The organism is Streptomyces sp. BK022 (assembly GCF_004217355.1).
Lineage (GTDB): Bacteria > Actinomycetota > Actinomycetes > Streptomycetales > Streptomycetaceae > Streptomyces > Streptomyces griseoluteus.
The window spans coordinates 556,122-578,341 of sequence record NZ_SHKU01000005.1 but is presented as its reverse complement, the minus strand read 5'-3'; the positions used below and the strand labels follow the sequence as shown (position 1 = coordinate 578,341).

Here is a 22,220-nt window from a genome sequence, read left to right as displayed (position 1 = left end):
GGTGTGTTTCCCGGTCCGCGAAGTTCGGGGGGCGCCCGGCTCGGGGAGCACCCCCTAAGGGTCTTCCCGCTCGGCGCGGGCGCGGCGGTGGGCCGCCACGCGCTCCCGGGTGGCGCACCGGCGCGAGCAGTAGCGGCGGGGCGGGCCGCTGCCCTGGGTGACGTAGACGTTGTCGCAGCTCGGAGAGGCGCAGGTGCCGCCCGGCGGGCGCTGGCGGTCCCAGAGCAGGACGGTGAGGGCCAGGCAGGAGGAGGCCAGCAGCCACTCGGCCCAGGGGGCGTCGTCGGTGCGGTCAAGGTGAGGGTGCCAGGGGGTGGTGCCGTCGTGGGAGGAGAGCCTGAGGCGGCCTGTGTGCGCGTGCAGCAGGCGGTCGAGGGTCGCGGCGGCGGTGCCGGTGTCCTCGGCGGCGAAGACCTCGCGCAGCCGGGCCGCGGCTACGCGCATCTCGGCGACCTCGCGCGAGGAGAGGTCGACGTCCGCCTCGCCGTATGCGCGCAGGACGGCTGTTACGCCTGCCGGGGCCGAGTCGTCGTCGGCGAGGGCGTTGATCAGGTCGGCGGTGCGCTGGGCCGTCGTCAGCACCGAGTGGCGGGTGGACCAGTCGTCGGGGGCGGGGCTGGAGGACACGGGGCGAATGTAACGCATATTGCGGAGATTTGAGTTACCTCCGTAACGTCGGTGCGGTGAAAAAGCGTTACGGGCTTGCCGCTTACCTTGCGGGCGCGGTGGCCGCTCGCGTGGGGGACGAGATGTCGGGGCCCGCGCTGATGCTGGCCGGGTTCGCGGTTACGGGTTCGGCCGCTGCGGGATCGGCGCTGCTCGCGGGGGTCACGATCGCCGCTGTGGTGGGTGGGCCGGTACTGGGGCTGGCGCTCGATCGGGTGGAGCGGCCGGGGTGGTTGCTGGCGGGGGCGCTCTGTCTTCACGGCGGAGGATTGGCACTGGTGCTGCTCGGGCTCGGCCGGGTTCCCTTCGCCGTGGTGCTGGGGCTGGCCGTGGTGGCCGGGGTGACGGGACCGGCTGTCGCGGGTGGGTGGACGGCGCAGTTGCCCCGAGTGGTGCCCGGTGGGGTGCCGGGGCGGGCGATTGCCCTTGATGCCATGACGTTCGGGGCGGCGAGCCTGGCCGGTTCCGCGCTGGCGGGGGGTGTGGCGCAGGGCATGGGGGCCGCTGGTGCTGTGGTGGTCGCCGAGGTGCTGATCTGGGCGGCCGTGCCTGTGGCGTTGGGGTTGCCCAGGGCGTCGGCCGGCCGGGAGGCGGCCGGCGGGGGCTTTGCCGCTGGGGTGCGGTTCGTACTGGGGAATCCCGCTCTGACGCGGGCGACCTTCACTTCGGTGAGCTGCTGTGTGGCGCAGGGGGTGCTGACGGCCTGCGTTCCCCTGCTGGGGGAGCGGGTGCTGGGCGGGGCCGCGCGCGGGGCGGTGTTGCTGTCGTGCGCGGCGGGGGCGGGGCTGGTGGCCAACGCGGTGCCGCCCCGCCTGGTGATGGCGCCGGATGCCGTGATCCGGTTGGGTGCGGTGGTGCAGGCCGCCGGGTTGGCGCTGGCGGCGACAGCGGGCCGGCCGGCCGTGCTCGTCGGGGCCGCGCTGCTGATCGGCGCCGGCGAGGGCCCGCAGCTGACCGCCTTGTTCGCCGTCCGCCACCGCGAGTCCCCTGACCGTCTGCGCGGCCAGATCTTCACGACGGGGGCGAGTGTGAAGATCACTGGCTTCGCCGTGGGAGCCGCGCTCGCGGGGCCGCTCGCGGCGCGTTCTCTGCCGGGTGCTCTGCTGCTGGCCGCGGGGGTTGCCGCTGTGGCCTGCCTCAGGCGCTCGGGGCGGGTGTAGGGCTCCCGCAGTGCCTTCGGCAGCCGGGCTGAGCGCCCTCGACCGCACCGGACTCGCCGGGGTCCGACGTGCTTGACATGGAAATCGAACATCCATTCTCATGGAAGCGCAGGCGAGGCCGACGGCAGGCATTTACGTACGGTTCGGGTAGGGATGTACCCCAGTTATCCACAGGCCGGGCCGGCGTCGGGGCGCGTTGTCAGTGGCAGGCGTTAGCGTCTTTGACGTGAAGCGATCGACTCAAGCAAACCGGGTGGAACCCATGGCAGGAACCGACCGCGAGAAGGCGCTCGACGCCGCGCTCGCACAGATTGAACGACAATTCGGCAAGGGCGCAGTGATGCGCATGGGCGAGCGGTCGATGGAGCCCATCGAGGTCATCCCGACCGGCTCGACCGCCCTCGACGTGGCTCTCGGCGTCGGTGGTCTGCCGCGCGGCCGTGTCGTGGAGATCTACGGCCCGGAGTCCTCCGGTAAGACGACCCTCACCCTGCACGCCGTGGCCAACGCGCAGAAGGCCGGCGGCCAGGTCGCCTTCATCGACGCGGAGCACGCCCTCGACCCCGAGTACGCGAAGAAGCTCGGCGTCGACATCGACAACCTGATCCTGTCCCAGCCGGACAACGGCGAGCAGGCGCTGGAGATCGTGGACATGCTGGTCCGCTCCGGCGCGCTCGACCTCATCGTCATCGACTCCGTCGCCGCGCTCGTCCCGCGCGCGGAGATCGAGGGCGAGATGGGCGACAGCCACGTGGGTCTCCAGGCCCGCCTGATGAGCCAGGCCCTGCGGAAGATCACCAGCGCGCTCAACCAGTCCAAGACGACCGCGATCTTCATCAACCAGCTCCGCGAGAAGATCGGCGTCATGTTCGGCTCGCCGGAGACCACGACCGGTGGCCGCGCGCTGAAGTTCTACGCCTCGGTGCGCATCGACATCCGCCGCATCGAGACCCTGAAGGACGGCACGGACGCGGTCGGCAACCGCACCCGCTGCAAGGTCGTCAAGAACAAGGTCGCCCCGCCGTTCAAGCAGGCCGAGTTCGACATCCTCTATGGCCAGGGCATCAGCCGCGAGGGCGGTCTGATCGACATGGGCGTGGAGCACGGCTTCGTCCGCAAGGCCGGTGCCTGGTACACGTACGAGGGCGACCAGCTCGGGCAGGGCAAGGAGAACGCCCGCAACTTCCTCAAGGACAACCCCGACCTCGCCAACGAGATCGAGAAGAAGATCAAGGAGAAGCTGGGCGTCGGAGTGCGTCCCGAGAAGCCCGCCGTCGAGCCGGGCACGGACGCCGCCGCGGTCACCGCACCGGGCGCCGGCGAGAAGGCCACGGACGCCAAGGCGGTCCCCGCCCCGGCCAAGGCCACCAAGCCCAAGGCCGCCGCAGCCAAGAGCTGACCCGTGACGCGACGAACCGACTGGGCCGAGTACGACCACTCCGCGTCCGGTGCCCCACGGGGGAGGGGCATCGGCCGCGATCCGGCCACGGCCGCGCCCGGTGACGACGCGGACGGACTCGAGGACAGCCACCCGGCACCACGCCGGTCCGGGTGGGACGGCACAGGCTCGGAGGGGCCCCACGGGGGCGGTTCCTCCCGGCGCGGCCGTCGGCGGCGCGGCTTCGGGGAGCCCGCCGGCACGGACGAGGACACCCCGCGCTCGTCGAGGGCCGGGCAAGGGGTGTCCTCCACGGAGGCGGACCCGGCCGAGAAGGCGCGGAACATCTGTCTGCGCCTGCTCACCGGAACCCCGCGCACCCGCAAGCAGCTCGCGGACGCTCTGCGCAAGCGGGAGATCCCGGACGAGGTCGCCGAGGAGGTGCTGTCGCGGTTCGAGGAGGTCGGACTGATCAATGACAGCGCCTTCGCGGACGCCTGGGTGGAGTCGCGGCACCACGGCCGGGGGCTGGCCCGTCGCGCCCTCGCCCGTGAGCTGCGCACCAAGGGCGTCGACTCGGCGCTGATCGACGAGGCGGTGGGACAGCTCGACTCCGAGCAGGAGGAGTCGACCGCCCGCGAGCTGGTGGACCGCAAGCTGCGTGCCACCCGTGGGCTCGACCGGGACAAACGGCTCCGCCGCCTCGCCGGGATGCTCGCCCGCAAGGGGTATCCCGAGGGCATGGCCCTCCGCGTCGTCCGTCAGGCGCTGGAGGAAGAGGGCGAGGACACGGAGTTTCTGGCGGAGGGCGATTTCTGACGGGCGGACAGGAAGGTCCGCTCAGGGCACCGGGCCCCGAGCGGACGTACCGCTCAGGCCGCCGGCTCCACCGGCAGCCCCGCCGCGCGCCACGCCTGGAAGCCGCCCGCCAGGTCGGTCGCGCGGCGCAGGCCGAGCTGGTGCAGGGAGGCAGCCGCGAGGCTGGACGCGTAACCCTCGTTGCAGATGATCACGACCCGCAGATCGTGTCCCGTGGCCTCCGGCACCCGGTGGCTGCCCTGCGGATCGAGGCGCCACTCCAGCTCGTTGCGCTCGATCACCAGGGCACCGGGGATCAGTCCGTCCCGGTCGCGCAGTGCCGCGTACCGGATGTCGACCAGCAGGGCCTCGCCGTCACGGGCCGCCTCGTGCGCCGCTCGGGGCTCGATGCGCCGGTAGCCGGAGCGGACCCGCTCCAGCAACTCGTCGATCCCGACCGGACGCAGCGCGTCGCCGTCGCCGCTCACTGCCAGTCCTCGGGGCGCTCGACCTGCTCCAGCCGGAGCGTCTGACCGGTGCGGCTGTAGCGCCGGATGCGCGGCAGCGGCGGGTAGTAGGCGTGGACCGAGACCGCGTGCCGGTCGGGGGAGTCGTTGAACACCTCGTGCACATGGTCCCGGCCGAACGTGCGGCCATGGCCGGCGCCGAGGCGGCGTTCGCGGTCCACGTCCCCGGTGAGTTCCAGGGTCCGCCAGCCGTCCGTGGGCAGCCGGGCGGCCAGCGAGTTCTCGTGCAGCTCGCCGGACGCGGTGAGGAAGGCGCCGACCGAGTCCGCGTGGTCGTGCCAGCCGGTTCCGGTGCCGGGTGGCCAGCCGATCAACCACGCCTCGCTGCCGCCCGGTCCCTCCAGCCGCAGCCAGGTGCGGCCCTCGGGGTCGAGGGGGAGGGAGGCGATCAGTTCCGCGTCGGCGGCGGTGCGCCGGACGAAGTCGAGCAGCTCGGCCTGGCTGGGTGCCGAGGCGGGCGCGGGGGAGGTGAGGGGGGAGACAGACACGTGCACCGTCCTGAAGAGGGTTCGCCGAACGGGCGCGCGACGGCGCCCGGAGAAGGGATGCGAATTCAGCAGGACGGGCGACACACGCAGCCCGCGTAGCGGAGCAGGTCCATATGGACCCTCCGCCACAGGCATACATGGGTGTCGGTCACGATTCGGAGTACAGCATGCCGCCGCACTCCGGTCAATCGGTCGTCATCATGTGGACAGCGAGGGGCCGCGCCCGAGGTCAGCGCGCCCCCGAACCGGCCTCCGCCTCCTCCTTCAGGGCGTCCTCCAGCGGCACCGCGCCCCCGAGCGCGGCCTCCGCCGCCGCGTACAGATCGGCGGGCCGTACCCCGCTGAGCGCGGTGACCAGATGGCCGTCCGGCCGGATCAGGAGCACGCTGTGGGCCGGGGCTCCCGGATAGCTCTCGGCCACCAGCAGCTCCGCCCGGTGCGGCAGCGCGGTCACCGCGGCCGCCAGCCGGGGCATGACCCCCGCGGACATCCAGTGCTTGCGGTCCCACACCCCCGTACCCGGCGCGATCAGGACGACGAGCAGCGCCCCCCGGCCCAGCCGGTCGCGCAGCCGTACGAAGGAACCGTCCTCCGCCGTCACCCGTACATCCGTGACAGGCGCGCCCGGCTCGGTGTCGACCGGGATCTCGCCCTCCAGATAGCGGGGCGCGAGCGGCGAGGCGGCGTACGCCCCCGGCTCGCCGAGCGCACCGCGCCCCAGGTGACCGTCCGTCACCAGGGTGTCCTGGTTGCGGGACGCACCGGGCACGTAACCCCGCAGTCCGCCGCTGCCGCGCAGCACCGGGAGCAGTTGGTCGGCGGCGCGCAGCCGGGCGGCGACCACCGCGCGCCGCTCGGCCTGGTAGCTGTCGAGCAGCGCCTCGTGCGCGCCGTGGTGCCAGGCGACGGCCAGCTTCCAGGCGAGGTTGTCGGCGTCCCGCAGCCCCTCGTCGAGGCCCTGGGTGCCGAGCGCGCCCAGCAGGTGGGCGGCGTCCCCGGCGAGGAAGACCCGGCCGGAGCGCCAGCGGCGGGCCAGCCGGTGGTGGACGGCGTGCACACCGGTGTCGAGGAGGTCGTAGGCCGGGACCGCGCCCCCGGACCAGCCCGCGAGGGTCTTGCGGATGTTGCTCACCAGGAACTCGGGCGTGATCAGGTCCCGGCCGGCCGGCAGCAGCCAGTCCAGGCGCCAGGTGCTGTCCGGCAGCGGCCGGGCGCTGACCTCCGTGGAGGGATGACCGGAGGACCGCCACGGAGGCATCCGGTGCAGCAACGCGCTGCCCTCCCATGGGAGTTCGACGCGCAGGGTGGCGACGGCGTGCCGCTCCACCGCCGTTCGGCCGGGGAAGCGGATGTCCATCAGCTTGCGGACCGTGGAGCGGGGGCCGTCGCAGCCGACCAGATGACTGCCCCGCCACCAGGTGCCTCGCGGGCCGCGGGTGTGCGCGGTGACGCCGGAGCGCTCCTGTTCGAGGGAGTCGAGACGGCTGTCCTGGGCGACCTCGACCAGCGGTTCCGCGTCGGCGGCCGCGCGCAGAGCGGCGGTGAGGACGTGCTGTTCGATGTGGAGCGGCGCGGGGTCCCCGGCCGCGAAGGCGATCTCGCCCACCACCTGCCTGCGCCGCTGCGAGCGCCAGCCGCTCCAGCGCAGCCCCAGGTCACCCGCCCGGACCGCGGTCAGCCGCTCCAGGAGTGCCGCGGTGTCCTCGCGCAGGACGACGGTGCGCGCCGGTCGGGGCTCGTCCTTGCCGCCGGTCTCGTCGAGGACGACGGACGGCACCTCCTGGCGGGCCAGGGCCAGGGCGAGCGTGAGCCCGACGGGCCCCGCTCCGACGATGATCACCGGGTCCACGGTGTGGCGCCCCCTGCCCATGACGATGCCTCGACGAACACGCGGGAACAGGAAGGTGAAGCGGGGTGCACGATCACAGAACGTATGCAACCCATTGGCAGAGTATGCGTCAAGTGACCGGGGCCCGTGGCGATCACCCGACCAGGATCGGGCACGGAACCCAGGACCGCAATGGGGGGCCGGGACGGCGTGTACGCGCCGTCCCGGCCCCCGGAGGTCTGCCTGAGCAGGTGTCAGACGGGCACCGCACCGCCGGCGTCGCCCGCGTTGAGGTCCTCGACCGTGCCGGCCCCGAGCACCGCGCCGGTACCGCGCGTGCTGCGGCGCAGCCGCCCCTCCAGCCAGGAGGCGAAGGAGGTGAGCAGGAAGTTCAGCACGATGTAGAGGACCGCCACCACGGCGAAGCTCTGGATGACGTTGGCGTAGTTGGCCGCCAGGGTGCTGCGGGCGTTGAGCAGGTCGGTGAACTGGAGCATGACCCCGCCGAGCGCCGTGTCCTTCACGATCACCACGAGCTGGCTGACGATGGCCGGGAGCATCGCGGTGACGGCCTGCGGCAGCAGGATGCCCGCCATCGTCTGGCCCTTGCGCAGACCGATGGCGTACGCGGCCTCCGTCTGCCCCTTCGGCAGCGAGAGGATGCCCGCCCGGACCACCTCGGCCAGCACCGAGGCGTTGTACAGCACCAGGCCGGTGATCACGGCGTACAGCGGCCGGGAGTCACTGGGGATGTCGGTGGAGCGGACGTAGAACTCGCCGGCGAACAGCATCAGCAGCAGCACCGGGATGGCGCGGAAGAACTCCACGACCACGCCCGCCGGTATGCGCACCCAGCGGTGGTCGGACATCCGGGCTATGCCGAATATCGCGCCCAGGGGCAGCGCGATCACCATGGACAGCGCGGCGGCCTTCAGGGTGTTGCCGAGGCCGGGGAGCAGGTAGGTGGTCCAGGCCTCGCTGGTGGTGAAGGGCTTCCACAGCGCCCACGCCAACTGGCCCTTGTCGTCCAGCTTCAACGCGGCCCACCACAGCACCAGGCCGAGCAGGACGAAGAAGACGACCGACAGGACGACGTTGCGCGCCCGGGCGCGGGGGCCGGGCGTGTCGTAGAGGACGGAACTCATCGCTTCACCGCCAGTCGCTTGCCGAGCCAGCCCAGGAGGAGACCGGTCGGCAGGGTCAGTACCACGAAGCCGAGGGCGAAGACGGTGCCGATGGCGAGGGTCTGGGCCTCGTTCTCGATCATCGTCTTCATCAGGGTGGCGGCTTCGGCCACGCCGATGGCGGCCGCCACCGTGGTGTTCTTGGTCAGGGCGATCAGGACGTTGGCCAGCGGGCCGATGACCGCGCGGAACGCCTGCGGGAGCACGATCAGCCGCAGCGTCTGGGAGAAGCTCAGCCCGATGGCGCGGGCCGCCTCGGCCTGCCCGAGCGGCACCGTGTTGATGCCGGAGCGGATCGCCTCGCACACGAACGCCGCCGTGTAGGCGATCAGTCCGAGGACCGCGAGCCGGAAGCCCTGGATCTTGAAGTCCTCGGCGCCCATGGTGACGCCGAAGATGTCGGCGAGGCCGAGTGAGGTGAACAGGATGATGATCGTCAGCGGGATGTTCCGCACGATGTTGACGTAGGCGGTGCCGAACCCGCGCATCAGCGGGACAGGGCTGACCCGCATGCCTGCCAGCAGGATGCCCCAGACGAGGGAGCCGACGCCGGAGAAGACGGTGAGCTGCACCGTCGTCCAGAACGCCCCCAGGACGTCGTAGCCTTCAAGAAAGTCGAACACGTTCTCCCGCGCTTCCGGGTGTGTGGCCTACGGGGTGGTCGGGGCGCGCCGCCGTCCGGGAAGCGGTGGACGGCGGCGCGGGCCGGGGACCGTGGACCGTGCGGAGCCCGCCAGGTCCTCGCGTCGTGGTGCCGGGACTACTTGACGATGTCGCCGATCTTCGGGGCGGGCTCGTTCTTGTAGTGGGCCGGCCCGAAGTTCTTCGCGACGGCCTTGTCCCACGACTTGTCGGAGACCATCTTCTCCAGCGCCTTGTTGATCTTGTCGACGGTCGCGGAGTCGCCCTTCTTGACGCCGATGCCGTAGTTCTCGTTGCTGAGCTTCAGGCCCGCGAGCTGGAACTGGCCCTTGTACTTGTCCTGCGCGGCGAAGCCCGCGAGGATCGAGTCGTCCGTGGTCAGTGCGTCCACGGCGCCGCTCTGCAGGCCGGCGACGCACTCCGAGTAGCCGGACAGGGGACGCAGGTTGGCCTTCGGGGCGATCGTCTTCTGGACGTTCTGCGCCGAGGTCGAACCGGTCACGGAACACAGCTTCTTGCTGTTGAGGTCCGTGCCCTTGGTGATGTCGGAGCCCTTCTTCACCAGCAGGTCCTGGTGGGCCAGCAGGTACGGGCCGGCGAAGTCCACCTTCTGCTTGCGCTCGTCCGTGATGGAGTAGGTGGCCGCGATGAACTTCACGTCGCCGCGCTGGAGGGCGTTCTCGCGGTCGGCGCTCTTGGTCTCGACCCACTCGATCTGGTTCGGCTGGTAACCGAGCTGCTTGGCGACGTAGGTGGCCACGTCCACGTCGAAGCCGGAGAAGGAGCCGTCGGGCTGCTTCAGACCGAGACCCGGCTGGTCGAACTTGATACCGATCTTGATCTTCTTGCCGCCCGAGGCGTCGTCCTTCTTGTCGCCGCCGCACGCGGTGACGGACACGGCGAGCGCCAGCACGACGGCGGAGGCGGCGGTGACCTTGCGGAGCTTCATGGTGGACATCCTTTGCGTGATGCGTGACGGAGCGAACGTGAGAGGGAGCGCGAGGACGCGGGCCGCCGCGCGGACGGCACCGGGCCGCCCGGAGATCCGGGCGGCCGGGACGGCACGGTCGGTGCGGGGACCCGGCCCGGGGCTCAGTGGTGCAGGATCTTGGACAGGAAGTCCTTGGCCCGGTCGCTGCGCGGATTGCTGAAGAACTGCTCGGGGGCGGCCTGTTCGATGATCCGGCCGTCCGCCATGAAGACCACGCGGTTGGCGGCCGAGCGGGCGAAGCCCATCTCGTGGGTGACGACGACCATCGTCATGCCCTCACGGGCCAACTGCTGCATGACCTCGAGGACTTCGTTGATCATCTCGGGGTCGAGGGCCGACGTGGGCTCGTCGAAGAGCATCACCTTCGGGCCCATCGCCAGCGCCCGCGCGATGGCCACACGCTGCTGCTGGCCGCCGGACAGCTGCGCCGGGTACTTGTCGGCCTGGCTGCCGACGCCGACCCGGTCGAGCAGGGCGCGTGCCTGCTCCTCGGCCTTCTTCTTGTCCGTCTTGCGGACCTTGAGCTGGCCCAGCATCACGTTCTCGAGCACGGTCTTGTGCGCGAAGAGGTTGAAGGACTGGAACACCATCCCGACGTCCGCCCGCAGCCGGGCCAGCGCCTTGCCCTCCTGGGGCAGCGGCTTGCCGTCGATGGTGATGCTGCCGGAGTCGATCGTCTCCAGACGGTTGATGGTGCGGCACAGAGTCGACTTGCCGGACCCGGACGGCCCGATGACCACGACGACCTCACCACGGCCGATCGTCAGGTCGATCTCCTGGAGCACATGCAACGCGCCGAAGTGCTTGTTGACGCTCTTCAGGACGACCAGGTCGTCGGACGCGGCCACGTCTTCCTTGGCCACCGCTACTTCGGTCATCGCTCTCGGGCTCCGTCCTCCTCGGTTTCGGTGGACAGTAGTGACGACCACGCCTCGGCGTCACCACATCTGAGGTGAATCTGAGCATCACGATCCGATAGCAATCGGACACGTGTCGTAGCACTTGCGTTCTGTGCGCGTATCGGCCGGATAACGGAAGTCCTGGGCAACCGGAACGCTCTTGACTGCGTCGTCCTTCATCGGCGTCACTGCATGGTGCACACGCGCGCACCATCGGTACGCGTCCGAGAAGAACCCGGACGGTACGCACGACGAACTGAAGGGGGCCGGGATGAGACTGCTGCTCGTCGAGGACGACAACCACGTCGCCGCGGCCCTCTCCGCGGTCCTCGCCCGGCACGGCTTCGACGTCACCCACGCCCGCAGCGGCGAGGAGGCACTCCAGGCGCTCGTCCCCGAGGGCCCCGGCTTCGGCGTGATCCTTCTCGACCTCGGCCTGCCCGACCAGGACGGCTACGAGGTCTGCGGCAAGATCCGCAAGCGCACCGGCACCCCGGTCATCATGGTCACCGCCCGCTCCGACATCCGCTCCCGCATCCACGGGCTCAACCTGGGCGCCGACGACTACGTGGTGAAGCCGTACGACACCGGTGAACTCCTCGCCCGCATCCACGCGGTGAGCCGCCGCACCGTCCCCGAGGACGCCGTGACCGGTGACGACAGCGCCGCCCTGCTGCTCGGCACGGTCCGCATCGAACTGCCCACCCGGCAGGTCAGCGTGGCCGGCGCCACCGTCGCGCTGACCCGCAAGGAGTTCGACCTGCTCGCGCTGCTCGCCCAGCGGCCCGGCGTGGTGTTCCGGCGCGAGCAGATCATCAGCGAGGTGTGGCGCACCAGTTGGGAAGGGACCGGGCGCACGCTGGAGGTGCACGTGGCGTCGCTGCGCGCCAAGCTGCGCATGCCCGCGCTGATCGAGACCGTGCGCGGGGTCGGTTACCGGCTCGTCGCCCCGGCCGGATAGCGGGGCCGGGTGCGCACTCGGCTCCTGCCGCTGCTCATCGTGCTGATGGCGGCCGTCCTCCTCGCGCTCGGCGTACCGCTCGCCGTCAGCGTGGCCGCGGCCGAGCAGCAGCGCGTCATCGTGGACCGGATAGACGACACCGCGCGCTTCGCCGCGCTCGCCCAGTTCGTCACCGACACCCCGAGCGGCAGCCGCTCCACCGCCCCCGACGAGCGCCTCCAGACCCTCCACCGCGAGCTGGAGAGCTACCACGGCGTCTACGACATCCGTGCCGGTGTCTTCTACAGCGACCGGTCCGCCATGGTCAACGCACCCGGCGACTGGTTCGTACCGCAGGAGGGGGCGGTCCGGGCGGCCTTCGATGAGGCGCTGCTCAGCCGCCGCAGCCACGACCCCGGACAGGTGTGGCCCTGGCAGCGGACCCGGCTCGTGGTCGCCTCGCCGGTCATCCGGGACGGGGACGTGGTGGCGGTCGTCGTCACCGACTCGCCCACCGAGCAGATGCGGTGGCGGGTGCTGCGCGGCTGGGCGCTGATCGCGGCCGGGGAGATCGCGGCGATGCTGCTCGCGGTGGGCGCGGCGCTGCGGCTGACCGGCTGGGTGCTCCGGCCGGTGCGGGTCCTGGACGCCACCACCCACGACATCGCCACCGGACGCCTGAAGTCCCGCGTCGCGGTCGGCGGCGGGCCGCCCGAACTGCGACGGCTGGCACGGTCGTTCAACGAGATGGCGGACAACGTCGAGGACGTGCTGGAGCAGCAGCGCGCCTTTGTCGCGGATGCCTCCCATCAACTGCGCAACCCCCTTTCGGCTCTGTTGCTGCGGATCGAACTGCTCTCTCTCGAACTCCCCGAGGGCAACGAGGAGATCGCCTCCGTGCGCACCGAGGGCAAGCGGCTGGCCCAGGTGCTGGACGACCTGCTCGACCTGGCGCTGGCCGAGCACGCCGAGACCGAGGCCCGGCTGACCGACATCGGCGCGCTGGCCGGGGAACGGGTCGCCGCCTGGACACCGACCGCCGAGGCCAAGGGCGTCCGGCTGGTCGGCGACTGCCCGCCCACGACTGCCTGGGCCGACGCGATCTCCCTGTCCAGCGCGCTGGACGCGGTGATCGACAACGCCGTCAAGTTCACCCCCGAGCACGGCACGGTCGAGGTCGGTGTCCTCGCGAGCGGTGACACCACCACCGTCCAGGTCACCGACACCGGGCCGGGCCTGACCGACGAGGAACTCGAGCGCGTGGGGGACCGGTTCTGGCGCAGCGGACGGCATCAGAACATCAAGGGCTCAGGACTGGGCCTGTCCATCACCCGCGCCCTGCTCGCCGCGACGGGCTGCTCGATCGCCTACGGCCACCACGAGCCCGGGGGTCTGCGGGTCACCGTCACCCTGCCCCGGTACGCCGCCGTGCCCGGTCCCCGTCAGGGCTTGACGGAGCGGTAGTAGCGCCTGGCGCCGGTGTGCAGGGGGAGCGGGTCGGTGTAGATGGCGGTGCGCAGGTCCACGCGCTGTGCGGAGTGCACGTGCTTGCCTATGTCGTCCCGGCTCTTGATCACGATGCGGGTGATCCACTCCGTGAGCCTCGGGTCCAGGTCCGAGCGCGTCAACAGCAGGTTGGACACCGCGATGGTGGCCACCGTGGAGCCGCCCTGGACGAGCGGATACGCCGATTCGGGCATGTTGGTGGCGCGGTAGTAGCGGGCCGGCTCGCCCTCGGCGTGCAATTGGGAGACGAGCTTCCCCTCTATCGGTATGAACCGGAACCCCGACTTGTCCGCCAGCTCGGTCAGCCCGCCGGTGGGCAGGCCGCCGGACCAGAAGAACGCGTCGATGTCGTGGTCCGCCAGCATGTCCGGACCGGTGTCGATCCCCGCGGACACCGGGACGATGTCCTTCTCGGGGTCGATCCCGGCGGCTTTCAGCACCCCGTTCGCGATCAGCCGCACACCGGAGTTGGGCAGGCCGGTGGCCACCCGCTTGTCCCGGAGGTCGGCGACGCTGTCGATCTTGGCGCCGGGCGCCACGATGAGCTGCACATAGTCGTCGTAGAGCCGGGCCACCCCCCGCAGCCGGTGCTCGGCGGGGTGCGCCTGCTCGTACGTCTGCACCGCGTCGGCCGCCGCGATGGTGAAGTCGGCCTTGCCGGACGCCACCCGCTGCACGTTCTCCTGCGAGCCGGCGCTGCTGGTGAGCTTCACCGTCAGACCCGGCATGTCCCTCGCCAACTCGTTGCGCAGACGGCGGCCGTACTCCTCGTACACCCCGCGGGTGGTGCCGGTGCTGAACACGATCGTCCCGCTCGGCGGCTTCTCGCCGAGCGGTGCCAGCCACCAGAGCAGCAGGCCGAGCACCACGACTCCCACGCCCGACGCCCACAGCAGGCGGCGCCGGCCGGGCAGCCGGGCGGAGATCTCGGCGAACGGGAACACCTTGGACATGCGGGCGATCCTGCCAGGCCGGAAGCGGCCGGACCAGGGCTGTGGACAACCGCACGACCGTCTCTCCGGCCGCCTGTGGACAACCGGCGGGGGTGTCGGAGGCGGCGGTTACAGTCGCCGCATGAGCACTTCTCCCGCCCGTCTCGTCAGCGAGTTCCACCGCGCCTTCGGTCTCGACGCCCGCGCCGTACCCACCGAGATCAGTCCCGAACTCGCCGCACACCGGGGGGAACTGCTCGCCGAGGAGGCCGCGGAGGTGGCCGAGGTCTCGGTCACCGGCCCGCTCGACCACCTCGCGCAGGAACTGGCCGACGTGGTCTACGTCGCCTACGGCACCGCGCTGGTCCACGGCATCGACCTCGACGAGGTCATCGCCGAGATCCATCGCGCCAACATGAGCAAGGTGGGCCCCTCGGGCGAGATCAGCCGCCGCGAGGACGGCAAGGTCCTCAAGGGCGACCACTACCGGGCACCCGACGTGTCGGCGGTGCTGCGCCGCCAGGGATGGACCCCGGCCGAGCGCTGACGGCCCGGCTGTGTCCCCGGTCACGGGCCGCCGGGAGCGGGGACGGAGGGCCTCCGGGGACCGCCTACCCTTGACCCATGACCACCAGCAGCGACCGGAGCCCGGCAGTGGACGTTCGAGAAGCCAAGACGTACGAGGTGCGCACCTACGGGTGCCAGATGAACGTCCACGACTCCGAGCGATTGTCCGGGCTGCTCGAGGACGCCGGTTACGTACGGGCGCCCGAGGGTTCGGACGGGGATGCCGACGTGGTCGTGTTCAACACGTGCGCGGTCCGCGAGAACGCGGACAACCGGCTCTACGGCAACCTCGGCCGGCTCGCGCCCCGCAAGGTGTCGCGCCCCGGGATGCAGATCGCGGTCGGCGGCTGTCTCGCGCAGAAGGACCGCGACACCATCGTGAAGCGGGCGCCCTGGGTCGACGTCGTCTTCGGTACGCACAACATCGGCAAGCTGCCCGTCCTGCTGGAGCGCGCCCGCGTCCAGGAGGAGGCGCAGGTCGAGATCGCCGAGTCGCTGGAGGCGTTCCCCTCCACCCTGCCCACCCGGCGCGAGAGCGCGTACGCGGCCTGGGTGTCCATCTCCGTCGGCTGCAACAACACCTGCACCTTCTGCATCGTCCCGGCGCTGCGCGGCAAGGAGAAGGACCGCAGGACCGGCGACATCCTCGCCGAGATCGAGGCGCTGGTCGCCGAGGGCGTCAGCGAGATCACGCTGCTCGGGCAGAACGTCAACGCCTACGGCTCCGACATCGGTGACCGCGAGGCGTTCAGCAAGCTGCTGCGGGCCTGCGGAAAGATCGAGGGCCTGGAGCGCGTCCGCTTCACCTCCCCGCACCCCCGCGACTTCACCGACGACGTGATCGCCGCCATGGCGGAGACGCCGAACGTGATGCCGCAGCTCCACATGCCGCTCCAGTCCGGCTCGGACACCGTCCTGAAGGCGATGCGCCGCTCGTACCGGCAGGAGCGCTACCTCGGCATCATCGAGAAGGTCCGCGCCGCCATCCCGCACGCGGCCATCACCACCGACATCATCGTGGGCTTCCCCGGCGAGACCGAGGAGGACTTCGAGCAGACCATGCAGGTGGCCCGCGAGGCCCGCTTCGCCCAGGCGTTCACCTTCCAGTACTCCAAGCGTCCCGGCACCCCCGCCGCGACCATGGAGGGCCAGATCCCCAAGGAGGTCGTGCAGGCGCGCTACGAGCGCCTCGTCGCCCTCCAGGAGGAGATCTCCTGGGAGGAGAACAAGAAGCAGGTCGGCCGCACGCTGGAGCTGATGGTCGCCGAGGGCGAGGGCCGCAAGGACGGCGCCACCCACCGCCTCTCCGGCCGCGCCCCCGACAACCGCCTGGTCCACTTCACCAAGCCGGACGAGGAGGTGCGCCCCGGCGACGTCGTCACCGTCGAGGTGACCTACGCGGCCCCGCACCACCTGCTCGCCGAAGGCCCCGTCCTCGCCGTGCGCCGCACGCGCGCGGGCGACGCCTGGCAGAAGCGCAACGCGGCCGAGACCGCCGAGAAGGCCGGCGTCATGCTCGGCCTGCCGAAGATCGGTGTCCCCGCGCCGCTGCCGGCCGCCACGAGCGGCTGCGGCTGCGACTGACCCGTACCGCGCCTCACCCCCGGTCCACGGCGTGCGCGGGCCGGGGGTGAGGCGGGTTACGCTGCCGATCATGCTTGTCGCAGCCGCCGTCTGCCCCTGTCCACCGCTGCTGGTCCCCGAGGTCGCCGCGGGCGCCGCGCCCGAACTGGACGCCGCCCGAGCCGCCTGCGCGGACGCGCTCGGTGTGCTCGCCGCCGCCCGCCCCGACCGCCTGGTGGTCCTCGGCCCCGCCGAGGAGGGCGGGCACTACCCGCAGGGCACCCGGGGTTCCTTCCGGGACTTCGGCGTCGATCTGGCTGTGCGGCTCGGCCCCGAGGGCGCGCCCGGTCCGGAGCTGCCCGCCTCCCTGGCCGTCGCCGCCTGGCTGCTCGCCTGGACCGGCTGGACGGACGTACCGGTCGAGGGAGTGGCCGTGGCCGCCGATCTCCCCCCTGGACAGTGCGCCGGACTCGGCGCGGAGATCGCCGGCGGGAACGACCGGACCGCCCTGTTCGTGATGGGCGACGGCAGCGCCTCCCGCACGCTCAAGGCCCCCGGCTACCTCGACGACCGCGCGGCCCCCCTCGACGCCGAGGCCGCCCGCGCCCTGGGCGCTGCCGACCTCGCGGCCCTCGCCGCACTCGACACCGGCCTGGCCCGCGAACTCCATGCGTCCGGCCGAGCCCCCTGGCAGGTCCTCGCCGCGGCGGCCGAGGGCGCGGGCCTGGACGGCACCCTGCTGTACGACGAGGCGCCGTACGGCGTCGGCTACCTCGTCGCCGCCTGGAGCTAGCCCTTCGGCGTCGTCCGGGGCGGGGTCTGCGGGCCCTCCGTGGGCTTGCGGCCCTCCTGGCCGAGACGGTCCACCGCTTCCTTCGCCTTGTCCGTACCGGCGTGGATCTTGTCGGTGTACTTGCCCTTGGTCCGCTCGTCGACCAACTGCGCGGCCTTGTCGAGACCGTCCTGCACCGCGTCGCCGTGCTGCCGGGCCAGGTCCGTCACCTTGTCCTTGGCCGGGCCGAGCGCGGCCTTCACATCGTCGAACAGACCCATGATCCACCTTCCGGAACAACCCACATACGCGTGATGCGACGTTTGTGTGCGACGCTACCCCTTCCCAGGGGGCGTGACACCACGCGATCACCCGGACCACACCCGTAACCCCTGCCCGTGCGGCCGCGCGTCATCGACCGTCGGCCACCGGCGCGGCCGCGAGGTTTGCGAGACTGGTGCGGTGAGCAGTGCATCCCCCGCCCCCCGTGTCATCGCCGTCGTCGGCCCCACCGCGGCCGGAAAGTCCGACCTCGGTGTCTTCCTGGCCCAGCAGCTCGGCGGCGAGGTCATCAACGCCGACTCGATGCAGCTCTACCGGGGCATGGACATCGGCACCGCCAAACTCACCCCCGAAGAACGCGGCGGGGTCCCGCACCATCTGCTCGACATCTGGGACGTGACGGTCGCCGCCTCCGTCGCCGAGTACCAGAAGCTGGCCCGCGCCCGCATCGACGCCCTCCTCGCGGAGGGCCGCTGGCCGATCCTGGTCGGCGGCTCCGGACTGTACGTGCGCGGCGCCGTCGACAACCTGGAGTTCCCCGGCACCGACCCCGAGGTCCGGGCCCGCCTGGAGGACGAGCTGGCCCTGCGCGGCCCCGGCGCCCTGCACGCCCGCCTGGCCGCCGCCGACCCCGAGGCCGCGCGCGCCATCCTGCCCAGCAACGGCCGCCGCATCGTCCGCGCCCTGGAGGTCATCGAGATCACCGGGCGCCCCTTCACCGCCAACCTCCCCGGCCACGACTCGGTCTACGACACCCTCCAGATCGGCGTCGACGTCGCCCGCCCCGAACTGGACGAGCGCATCGCCCGCCGCGTCGACCTCATGTGGGAGGCCGGGCTCGTGGACGAGGTACGCGCGCTGGAGGCCCAGGGGCTGCGCGAGGGCCGCACCGCGTCCCGCGCCCTCGGGTACCAGCAGGTGCTCAACGCGCTCGCCGGCCAGTGCACCGAGGAGGAGGCGCGCGTGGAGACCGTGCGCACCACCAAGCGCTTCGCGCGCCGCCAGGACACCTGGTTCCGGCGCGACCCCAGGGTCCACTGGCTCAGCGGGGCCGCGGCGGACCGAGGGGAACTTCCGGGGCGGGCGTTGACGTTGGTCGAACGACCGGTCACAGCCTGATCACGTCCTGGCATCGGGATGCGCCACCGGTCAGCCCGGCCTCCGGCGCCGTGCCATCATCGAGCTTCGATCGACCAGTGAAGTCCTAGTTGGGAGGGCGCGTGGCGATGGAGGCCGGCCCTCGTGACACCGCAGCAGGCACCGAGCACCTCACCACCGACGGTGACGAGCCCGGCGTCGAGGACCGTCTGACCGACGACGGCCCGGACGACATCCCGATCGTGGTCGTCGCCGACGGACCCACGCCCGAGGAGATGTTCGCGGGCGGCCCCGAGGTCGAGGTCGAACTGCGCCCCCAGCGGCGGCTGCGCATCTGGCAGCTGGCGCCCATCGTGGGCCTGGCCGCGCTCGGCTCGCTGATGTTCGCCTTCCCGCTCGCCTTCGACTTCGGCGACAGCGGCGCGGTCATCGCCATGCTGGGACTGCTCATCTGCTCCTGTGCCGCCGGCTGGGGCATGATGGCCGCCCGCCGCGTCGGCTACACCTGGCCCGGCCTGCCCCCGCGCGGCTCCGGCCGCCGCGCCGACTGGCGCGTCGCCCTCTCCTACGCGCTGCTCGTGGGCGTCGTCGCGGTCCTCGCCGTATGGCGGGTCGCCCGCCTGCGCTAGCGCCCCCGGCCGTCCTCGGACGGTGTCCGGGACACCCCGTACGATCGAGGGATGAGCACGCGGATCGCATTCCTCAAGGGGCACGGCACCGAGAACGACTTCGTGATCGTGCCCGACCCGGAGAACGCCCTCGACCTGACGCCCGCCGCCGTGGCCGCGCTCTGCGACCGCCGGGCCGGCATCGGCGGCGACGGGGTGCTGCACGTGGTGCGCTCCGCCGCGCACCCCGAGGCCCGCGACATGGCCGGCGAGGCCGAGTGGTTCATGGACTACCGCAACGGGGACGGCTCGGTCGCCGAGATGTGCGGCAACGGGGTGCGGGTGTTCGCGCGCTACCTCCAGCACGCCGGACACGTGGGCGAAGGCGACCTCACCATCGCCACGCGCGCGGGCGTTAAGCGCGTCCACATCGCCAAGGACGACGCCGGCGCCGGAGACGTCACCGTCGGCATGGGCCGGGCCCGGCTGCCCGAGGCCGAGGTCACGGTCGGCGTCGGTGCGCGGAGCTGGCCCGCGCGGAACGTGAACATGGGCAACCCGCACGCCGTCGCCTTCGTGGACGACCTCGCGCACGCCGGCGACCTGTACACCGCGCCGCAGGTCGGGCCGGCCGGCGCCTACCCGGACGGCGTCAACGTGGAGTTCGTCGTCGACCGGGCCCCCGGCCACGTCGCCATGCGTGTGCACGAGCGCGGCTCCGGGGAGACCCGTTCGTGCGGCACGGGCGCGTGCGCCGTCGCCGTGGCCGCCGCCCGGCGCGACGGCGCCGACCCTGCCGTCACCGGAACCCCGGCGACGTACACCGTGGACGTGCCCGGCGGGCGGCTGGTCATCACCGAACGACCGGATGGTGAGATCGAGATGACGGGCCCCGCCGTGATCGTCGCCGAGGGCGGGTTCGAGGCCGAGTGGCTGGAAAACGCACCCCGCTGACCTGGGCGGACCGTGCCCCGATGGCTCCGTACGCCGAGGACCAGCCGTTCTTCGACAGCGAGGCCGTTCGAAACCGCGGCCGACGGGAGGGCACGTGGCGCAAAATCTAAACCTCCGTTCCGTCGCTCGAATGGGTGATCCGTTTCACGCTGGCCGAGAGGCGGTCGGTAGCACGTGATGGGGTCGATAGCATCAAGCACCGGCACGGACGGGGGAACGTCGCCAACCCTGAGCCGCGTATGCCCTTCGGGCTCCGTCCGCCGGTCCACGAGCCGGAGGTGCCCATGAGTGCGGAGGCCACGAACCCCGCGAGCCCAGGCCCGGTAGCGCCCTCGGCGCCCGCGGTGGCCCGCAGGAAGTCCCGGCCGCGGATCGACCTGCGCAGGCTGGGCCGGGCCGCACTGCTCGGCCCGGCCGTCCGGAGCAAGCTGCCCGACGCCATCGGACACGTCGCCGAGGCCCACCGCGCCCACCACCCCGACGCCGACCTCGACCCGCTGCGCCGCGCCTACCTCCTGGCGGAGACCTCCCACCGCGGCCAGATGCGCAAGAGCGGCGAGCCGTACATCACCCACCCGCTCGCCGTCACCCTGATCCTCGCCGAACTCGGCGCCGAGACGACCACCCTGACCGCCTCCCTCCTCCACGACACCGTCGAGGACACCGACGTGACGCTCGACCAGGTCGGTGAGGAGTTCGGGGAGGAGGTCCGCTACCTCGTCGACGGCGTGACCAAGCTGGAGAAGGTCGACTACGGTGCCGCCGCCGAGCCGGAGACCTTCCGCAAGATGCTCGTCGCCACCGGCAACGACGTCCGCGTGATGTCGATCAAACTCGCCGACCGGCTGCACAACATGCGCACCCTCGGCGTGATGCGCCCCGAGAAGCAGGCGCGGATCGCCAAGGTCACCCGCGACGTCCTCATCCCGCTCGCCGAGCGCCTCGGTGTGCAGGCGCTGAAGACCGAGCTGGAAGACCTCGTCTTCGCCATCCTCCACCCCGAGGAATACGCCCGCACCAGCGAGCTCATCGCCCGGAACGCCGCCGGGGGAGACCCGCTCGCCGAGGTCGCCGACGAGGTGCGCGCGGTGCTCCGCGAGGCCGACATCCCCGCCGAGGTCCTCATCCGGCCCCGCCACTTCGTCTCCGTCCACCGCGTCTCCCGCAAGCGCGGCCCGCTGCGCGGCACCGACTTCGGCCGGCTGCTCGTGCTGGTGAACGAGGACGCGGACTGTTACGCCGTGCTCGGTGAACTCCACACCTGTCTCACCCCGGTGGTCTCCGAGTTCAAGGACTTCATCGCCGTACCGAAGTTCAACCTCTACCAGTCGCTGCACACCGCCGTGGCCCGCCCTGACGGCCAGGTCGTCGAGGTCCTCATCCGCACCCACCGCATGCACCAGGCCGCCGAGGCCGGGGTGATCGCGCTCGGCAACCCCTACACCCCGCCCGCCGAGGAGCAGAGCGCCGGCCTCGACGGCGAGCGGGCCGACCCCACCCGTCCCGGCTGGCTCTCCCGCCTCCTCGACTGGCAGCGCGGCGCCCCCGACCCCGACACCTTCTGGTCCACCCTGCGCGACGACCTCGCTCAGGACCGCGAGATCACCGTCGTCCGGCCCGACGGCGGCACCCTGGGCCTCCCCGAGGGCGCCACCTGCGTCGACGCCGCCTACGCCCAGTACGGCGACGACGCCCACGCCTGCATCGGCGCCCGCGTCAACGGCCGCCTGGCCGCCCTCGGCACCGTCCTGCGCGACGGCGACACCGTGCAGCTCCTCATGGGCCAGGACCCGGCCTCCGAACCCTCGCGCGAATGGCTGGAGCACGCCCACACCCCGGCCGCCCGCATCGCCATCCAGCGCTGGCTCGCCGCCCATCCCGGCGCCGACGCCCGCCCCTCGGACACCGCCGACGGCCCCGGCGGCAGCCGCCCCGCCGGCGGCGCCCCCGCCGCGCGCCCCCGTGGCGCCGACGTGCTGCTGGACCGGCCGGGCGGCCCGGTCCGCCTGGCCGGCTGCTGCACGCCCGTCCCGCCCGACGACATCGTGGGCTTCGCCGTGCGCGGGGGAGCGGTGACCGTGCACCGCACGGGGTGCTCCATGGTGGAGGACATGAAGGGCCGGGGGCGCGAGGAGATCGCCGTGCGCTGGGGGGACACCACCGCGTGCCGGGTCACCCTGGTCGCCGAATCGTTCAGCCGTCCCCATCTGCTCGCCGACCTCACCGAGGCGATCGCCGTGGAGGGCGCCGAGATCGTCTCCGCCACCGTGGAGTCGCCCAATCAGCAGCGGGTCCGCCACACCTACACCCTCCAGCTCCCCGACGCCGCCGAACTGCCCGCCCTGATGCGGGCGATGCGCGACGTGCCCGGCGTGTACGACGTCAGCCGGGTCCAGGCGCCCGCCGCCTGACCGACCCGATCGGGTGGGCCTGGCGC

Annotated in this window: 23 protein-coding genes; 12 read left to right on the top strand and 11 right to left on the bottom strand. The window is 72.0% G+C overall.

Features of this window, described 5'->3' with window-relative positions:
* Positions 1 to 54: 54 nt before the first annotated feature.
* Complete coding sequence (locus EV284_RS23615; protein WP_130337412.1) at positions 55 to 645, bottom strand: CGNR zinc finger domain-containing protein; 591 nt, start codon at positions 643 to 645, stop codon at positions 55 to 57.
* Positions 646 to 683: 38 nt separating this feature from the next.
* On the opposite strand from EV284_RS23615, the gene EV284_RS23610 reads away from it, so the two are divergent.
* From EV284_RS23610 to recX, 3 genes are all read left to right on the top strand, one after another.
* Positions 684 to 1,826 carry an MFS transporter gene (locus tag EV284_RS23610; RefSeq protein WP_165425625.1) on the top strand — a complete coding sequence of 381 codons (1,143 nt, stop codon included), beginning with the start codon at positions 684 to 686 and terminating at the stop codon, positions 1,824 to 1,826.
* 262 nt (positions 1,827 to 2,088) lie between these two features.
* Positions 2,089 to 3,225 carry a recombinase RecA gene (gene recA, locus EV284_RS23605; protein ID WP_130337410.1) on the top strand — a complete coding sequence of 379 codons (1,137 nt, stop codon included), beginning with the start codon at positions 2,089 to 2,091 and terminating at the stop codon, positions 3,223 to 3,225.
* A 3-nt stretch (positions 3,226 to 3,228) separates the two neighbouring features.
* Entirely contained in the window at positions 3,229 to 4,023 is a 795-nt protein-coding gene (gene recX / locus EV284_RS23600) for a recombination regulator RecX (RefSeq protein ID WP_130337408.1), read from the top strand.
* A gap of 53 nt (positions 4,024 to 4,076) precedes the next feature.
* Here recX and EV284_RS23595 read toward each other — a convergent pair whose 3' ends face one another.
* From EV284_RS23595 to EV284_RS23565, 8 genes are all read right to left on the bottom strand, one after another.
* Positions 4,077 to 4,496 (bottom strand): rhodanese-like domain-containing protein, encoded by a 420-nt coding sequence (locus tag EV284_RS23595; protein WP_130337521.1) that lies wholly within the window; start codon positions 4,494 to 4,496, stop codon positions 4,077 to 4,079.
* The gene (locus EV284_RS23590; RefSeq protein WP_130337406.1) at positions 4,487 to 5,017 is read right to left on the bottom strand and encodes a cysteine dioxygenase; all 531 of its coding nucleotides are present in this window, start codon (positions 5,015 to 5,017) and stop codon (positions 4,487 to 4,489) included. The genes EV284_RS23595 and EV284_RS23590 overlap by 10 nt, the downstream gene beginning before the upstream one ends.
* A gap of 65 nt (positions 5,018 to 5,082) precedes the next feature.
* Positions 5,083 to 5,169 (bottom strand): putative leader peptide, encoded by an 87-nt coding sequence (locus EV284_RS33710; protein WP_346009815.1) that lies wholly within the window; start codon positions 5,167 to 5,169, stop codon positions 5,083 to 5,085.
* A 77-nt stretch (positions 5,170 to 5,246) separates the two neighbouring features.
* On the bottom strand, positions 5,247 to 6,866 hold the full coding sequence (locus EV284_RS23585) for an FAD-dependent monooxygenase (protein WP_130337519.1): 1,620 nt from the start codon (positions 6,864 to 6,866) through the stop codon (positions 5,247 to 5,249).
* A 233-nt stretch (positions 6,867 to 7,099) separates the two neighbouring features.
* A complete protein-coding gene (locus tag EV284_RS23580; RefSeq protein WP_130337404.1) occupies positions 7,100 to 7,990 on the bottom strand; it encodes an amino acid ABC transporter permease in 891 nt (296 codons plus the stop codon).
* Positions 7,987 to 8,652 carry an amino acid ABC transporter permease gene (locus tag EV284_RS23575; RefSeq protein WP_130337402.1) on the bottom strand — a complete coding sequence of 222 codons (666 nt, stop codon included), beginning with the start codon at positions 8,650 to 8,652 and terminating at the stop codon, positions 7,987 to 7,989. Before EV284_RS23575 ends, EV284_RS23580 begins: the two co-directional genes overlap by 4 nt.
* A gap of 137 nt (positions 8,653 to 8,789) precedes the next feature.
* Positions 8,790 to 9,620 (bottom strand): glutamate ABC transporter substrate-binding protein, encoded by an 831-nt coding sequence (locus EV284_RS23570; RefSeq protein WP_130337400.1) that lies wholly within the window; start codon positions 9,618 to 9,620, stop codon positions 8,790 to 8,792.
* 143 nt (positions 9,621 to 9,763) lie between these two features.
* The gene (locus EV284_RS23565; RefSeq protein ID WP_086693898.1) at positions 9,764 to 10,540 is read right to left on the bottom strand and encodes an amino acid ABC transporter ATP-binding protein; all 777 of its coding nucleotides are present in this window, start codon (positions 10,538 to 10,540) and stop codon (positions 9,764 to 9,766) included.
* 292 nt (positions 10,541 to 10,832) lie between these two features.
* Here EV284_RS23565 and EV284_RS23560 point away from each other — a divergent pair, with 292 nt between their 5' ends.
* Both EV284_RS23560 and EV284_RS23555 read left to right on the top strand, forming a co-directional pair.
* The gene (locus tag EV284_RS23560; RefSeq protein ID WP_130337398.1) at positions 10,833 to 11,522 is read left to right on the top strand and encodes a response regulator transcription factor; all 690 of its coding nucleotides are present in this window, start codon (positions 10,833 to 10,835) and stop codon (positions 11,520 to 11,522) included.
* Positions 11,523 to 11,531: 9 nt separating this feature from the next.
* Positions 11,532 to 12,965 carry a HAMP domain-containing sensor histidine kinase gene (locus EV284_RS23555; protein ID WP_130337396.1) on the top strand — a complete coding sequence of 478 codons (1,434 nt, stop codon included), beginning with the start codon at positions 11,532 to 11,534 and terminating at the stop codon, positions 12,963 to 12,965.
* On the opposite strand, the gene EV284_RS23550 is transcribed toward EV284_RS23555, so the two are convergent.
* On the bottom strand, positions 12,944 to 13,960 hold the full coding sequence (locus EV284_RS23550; RefSeq protein ID WP_130337394.1) for a TAXI family TRAP transporter solute-binding subunit: 1,017 nt from the start codon (positions 13,958 to 13,960) through the stop codon (positions 12,944 to 12,946). The two genes, EV284_RS23555 and EV284_RS23550, sit on opposite strands and share 22 nt — an antisense overlap.
* Before the next feature lie 121 nt (positions 13,961 to 14,081).
* Here EV284_RS23550 and EV284_RS23545 point away from each other — a divergent pair, with 121 nt between their 5' ends.
* The 3 genes from EV284_RS23545 to EV284_RS23535 all read left to right on the top strand — a co-directional run bounded on the left by EV284_RS23545 (position 14,082) and on the right by EV284_RS23535 (position 16,862).
* The gene (locus EV284_RS23545; protein ID WP_130337392.1) at positions 14,082 to 14,486 is read left to right on the top strand and encodes a MazG nucleotide pyrophosphohydrolase domain-containing protein; all 405 of its coding nucleotides are present in this window, start codon (positions 14,082 to 14,084) and stop codon (positions 14,484 to 14,486) included.
* A 77-nt stretch (positions 14,487 to 14,563) separates the two neighbouring features.
* Positions 14,564 to 16,090: a tRNA (N6-isopentenyl adenosine(37)-C2)-methylthiotransferase MiaB gene (gene miaB / locus EV284_RS23540; RefSeq protein WP_130337390.1), complete on the top strand. Its 1,527-nt coding sequence runs from the start codon at positions 14,564 to 14,566 to the stop codon at positions 16,088 to 16,090.
* 70 nt (positions 16,091 to 16,160) lie between these two features.
* The gene (locus tag EV284_RS23535; RefSeq protein WP_130337388.1) at positions 16,161 to 16,862 is read left to right on the top strand and encodes a hypothetical protein; all 702 of its coding nucleotides are present in this window, start codon (positions 16,161 to 16,163) and stop codon (positions 16,860 to 16,862) included.
* Here EV284_RS23535 and EV284_RS23530 read toward each other — a convergent pair.
* Entirely contained in the window at positions 16,859 to 17,122 is a 264-nt protein-coding gene (locus tag EV284_RS23530; RefSeq protein ID WP_130337386.1) for an antitoxin, read from the bottom strand. The two genes, EV284_RS23535 and EV284_RS23530, sit on opposite strands and share 4 nt — an antisense overlap.
* 181 nt (positions 17,123 to 17,303) lie before the next feature.
* Between EV284_RS23530 and miaA the strand changes: the two genes are divergently transcribed.
* The 4 genes from miaA (at position 17,304) to EV284_RS23510 (ending at position 22,194) form a co-directional block, all read left to right on the top strand.
* On the top strand, positions 17,304 to 18,242 hold the full coding sequence (gene miaA, locus EV284_RS23525; RefSeq protein ID WP_130337384.1) for a tRNA (adenosine(37)-N6)-dimethylallyltransferase MiaA: 939 nt from the start codon (positions 17,304 to 17,306) through the stop codon (positions 18,240 to 18,242).
* Between the two features lie 107 nt (positions 18,243 to 18,349).
* The gene (locus EV284_RS23520) at positions 18,350 to 18,850 is read left to right on the top strand and encodes a hypothetical protein (protein ID WP_130337517.1); all 501 of its coding nucleotides are present in this window, start codon (positions 18,350 to 18,352) and stop codon (positions 18,848 to 18,850) included.
* Between the two features lie 51 nt (positions 18,851 to 18,901).
* Complete coding sequence (gene dapF / locus EV284_RS23515) at positions 18,902 to 19,783, top strand: diaminopimelate epimerase (protein ID WP_130337382.1); 882 nt, start codon at positions 18,902 to 18,904, stop codon at positions 19,781 to 19,783.
* A gap of 284 nt (positions 19,784 to 20,067) precedes the next feature.
* Positions 20,068 to 22,194 (top strand): HD domain-containing protein, encoded by a 2,127-nt coding sequence (locus EV284_RS23510; protein ID WP_130337380.1) that lies wholly within the window; start codon positions 20,068 to 20,070, stop codon positions 22,192 to 22,194.
* Positions 22,195 to 22,220 lie beyond the last annotated feature (26 nt).

Excerpts from the sequence above, each read along its gene's own strand:
- EV284_RS23615 (WP_130337412.1), bottom strand. The coding sequence starts at position 645 with ATGCGTTACATTCGCCCCGTGTCCTCCAGCCCCGCCCCCGACGACTGG.
- recA (WP_130337410.1), top strand. The coding sequence starts at position 2,089 with ATGGCAGGAACCGACCGCGAGAAGGCGCTCGACGCCGCGCTCGCACAG.
- EV284_RS23580 (WP_130337404.1), bottom strand. The coding sequence starts at position 7,990 with ATGAGTTCCGTCCTCTACGACACGCCCGGCCCCCGCGCCCGGGCGCGC.
- EV284_RS23570 (WP_130337400.1), bottom strand. The coding sequence starts at position 9,620 with ATGAAGCTCCGCAAGGTCACCGCCGCCTCCGCCGTCGTGCTGGCGCTC.
- EV284_RS23565 (WP_086693898.1), bottom strand. The coding sequence starts at position 10,540 with ATGACCGAAGTAGCGGTGGCCAAGGAAGACGTGGCCGCGTCCGACGAC.
- EV284_RS23560 (WP_130337398.1), top strand. The coding sequence starts at position 10,833 with ATGAGACTGCTGCTCGTCGAGGACGACAACCACGTCGCCGCGGCCCTC.
- EV284_RS23550 (WP_130337394.1), bottom strand. The coding sequence starts at position 13,960 with ATGTCCAAGGTGTTCCCGTTCGCCGAGATCTCCGCCCGGCTGCCCGGC.
- EV284_RS23545 (WP_130337392.1), top strand. The coding sequence starts at position 14,082 with ATGAGCACTTCTCCCGCCCGTCTCGTCAGCGAGTTCCACCGCGCCTTC.
- miaB (WP_130337390.1), top strand. The coding sequence starts at position 14,564 with ATGACCACCAGCAGCGACCGGAGCCCGGCAGTGGACGTTCGAGAAGCC.
- EV284_RS23535 (WP_130337388.1), top strand. The coding sequence starts at position 16,161 with ATGCTTGTCGCAGCCGCCGTCTGCCCCTGTCCACCGCTGCTGGTCCCC.
- EV284_RS23530 (WP_130337386.1), bottom strand. The coding sequence starts at position 17,122 with ATGGGTCTGTTCGACGATGTGAAGGCCGCGCTCGGCCCGGCCAAGGAC.
- EV284_RS23520 (WP_130337517.1), top strand. The coding sequence starts at position 18,350 with ATGGAGGCCGGCCCTCGTGACACCGCAGCAGGCACCGAGCACCTCACC.
- dapF (WP_130337382.1), top strand. The coding sequence starts at position 18,902 with ATGAGCACGCGGATCGCATTCCTCAAGGGGCACGGCACCGAGAACGAC.
- EV284_RS23510 (WP_130337380.1), top strand. The coding sequence starts at position 20,068 with ATGAGTGCGGAGGCCACGAACCCCGCGAGCCCAGGCCCGGTAGCGCCC.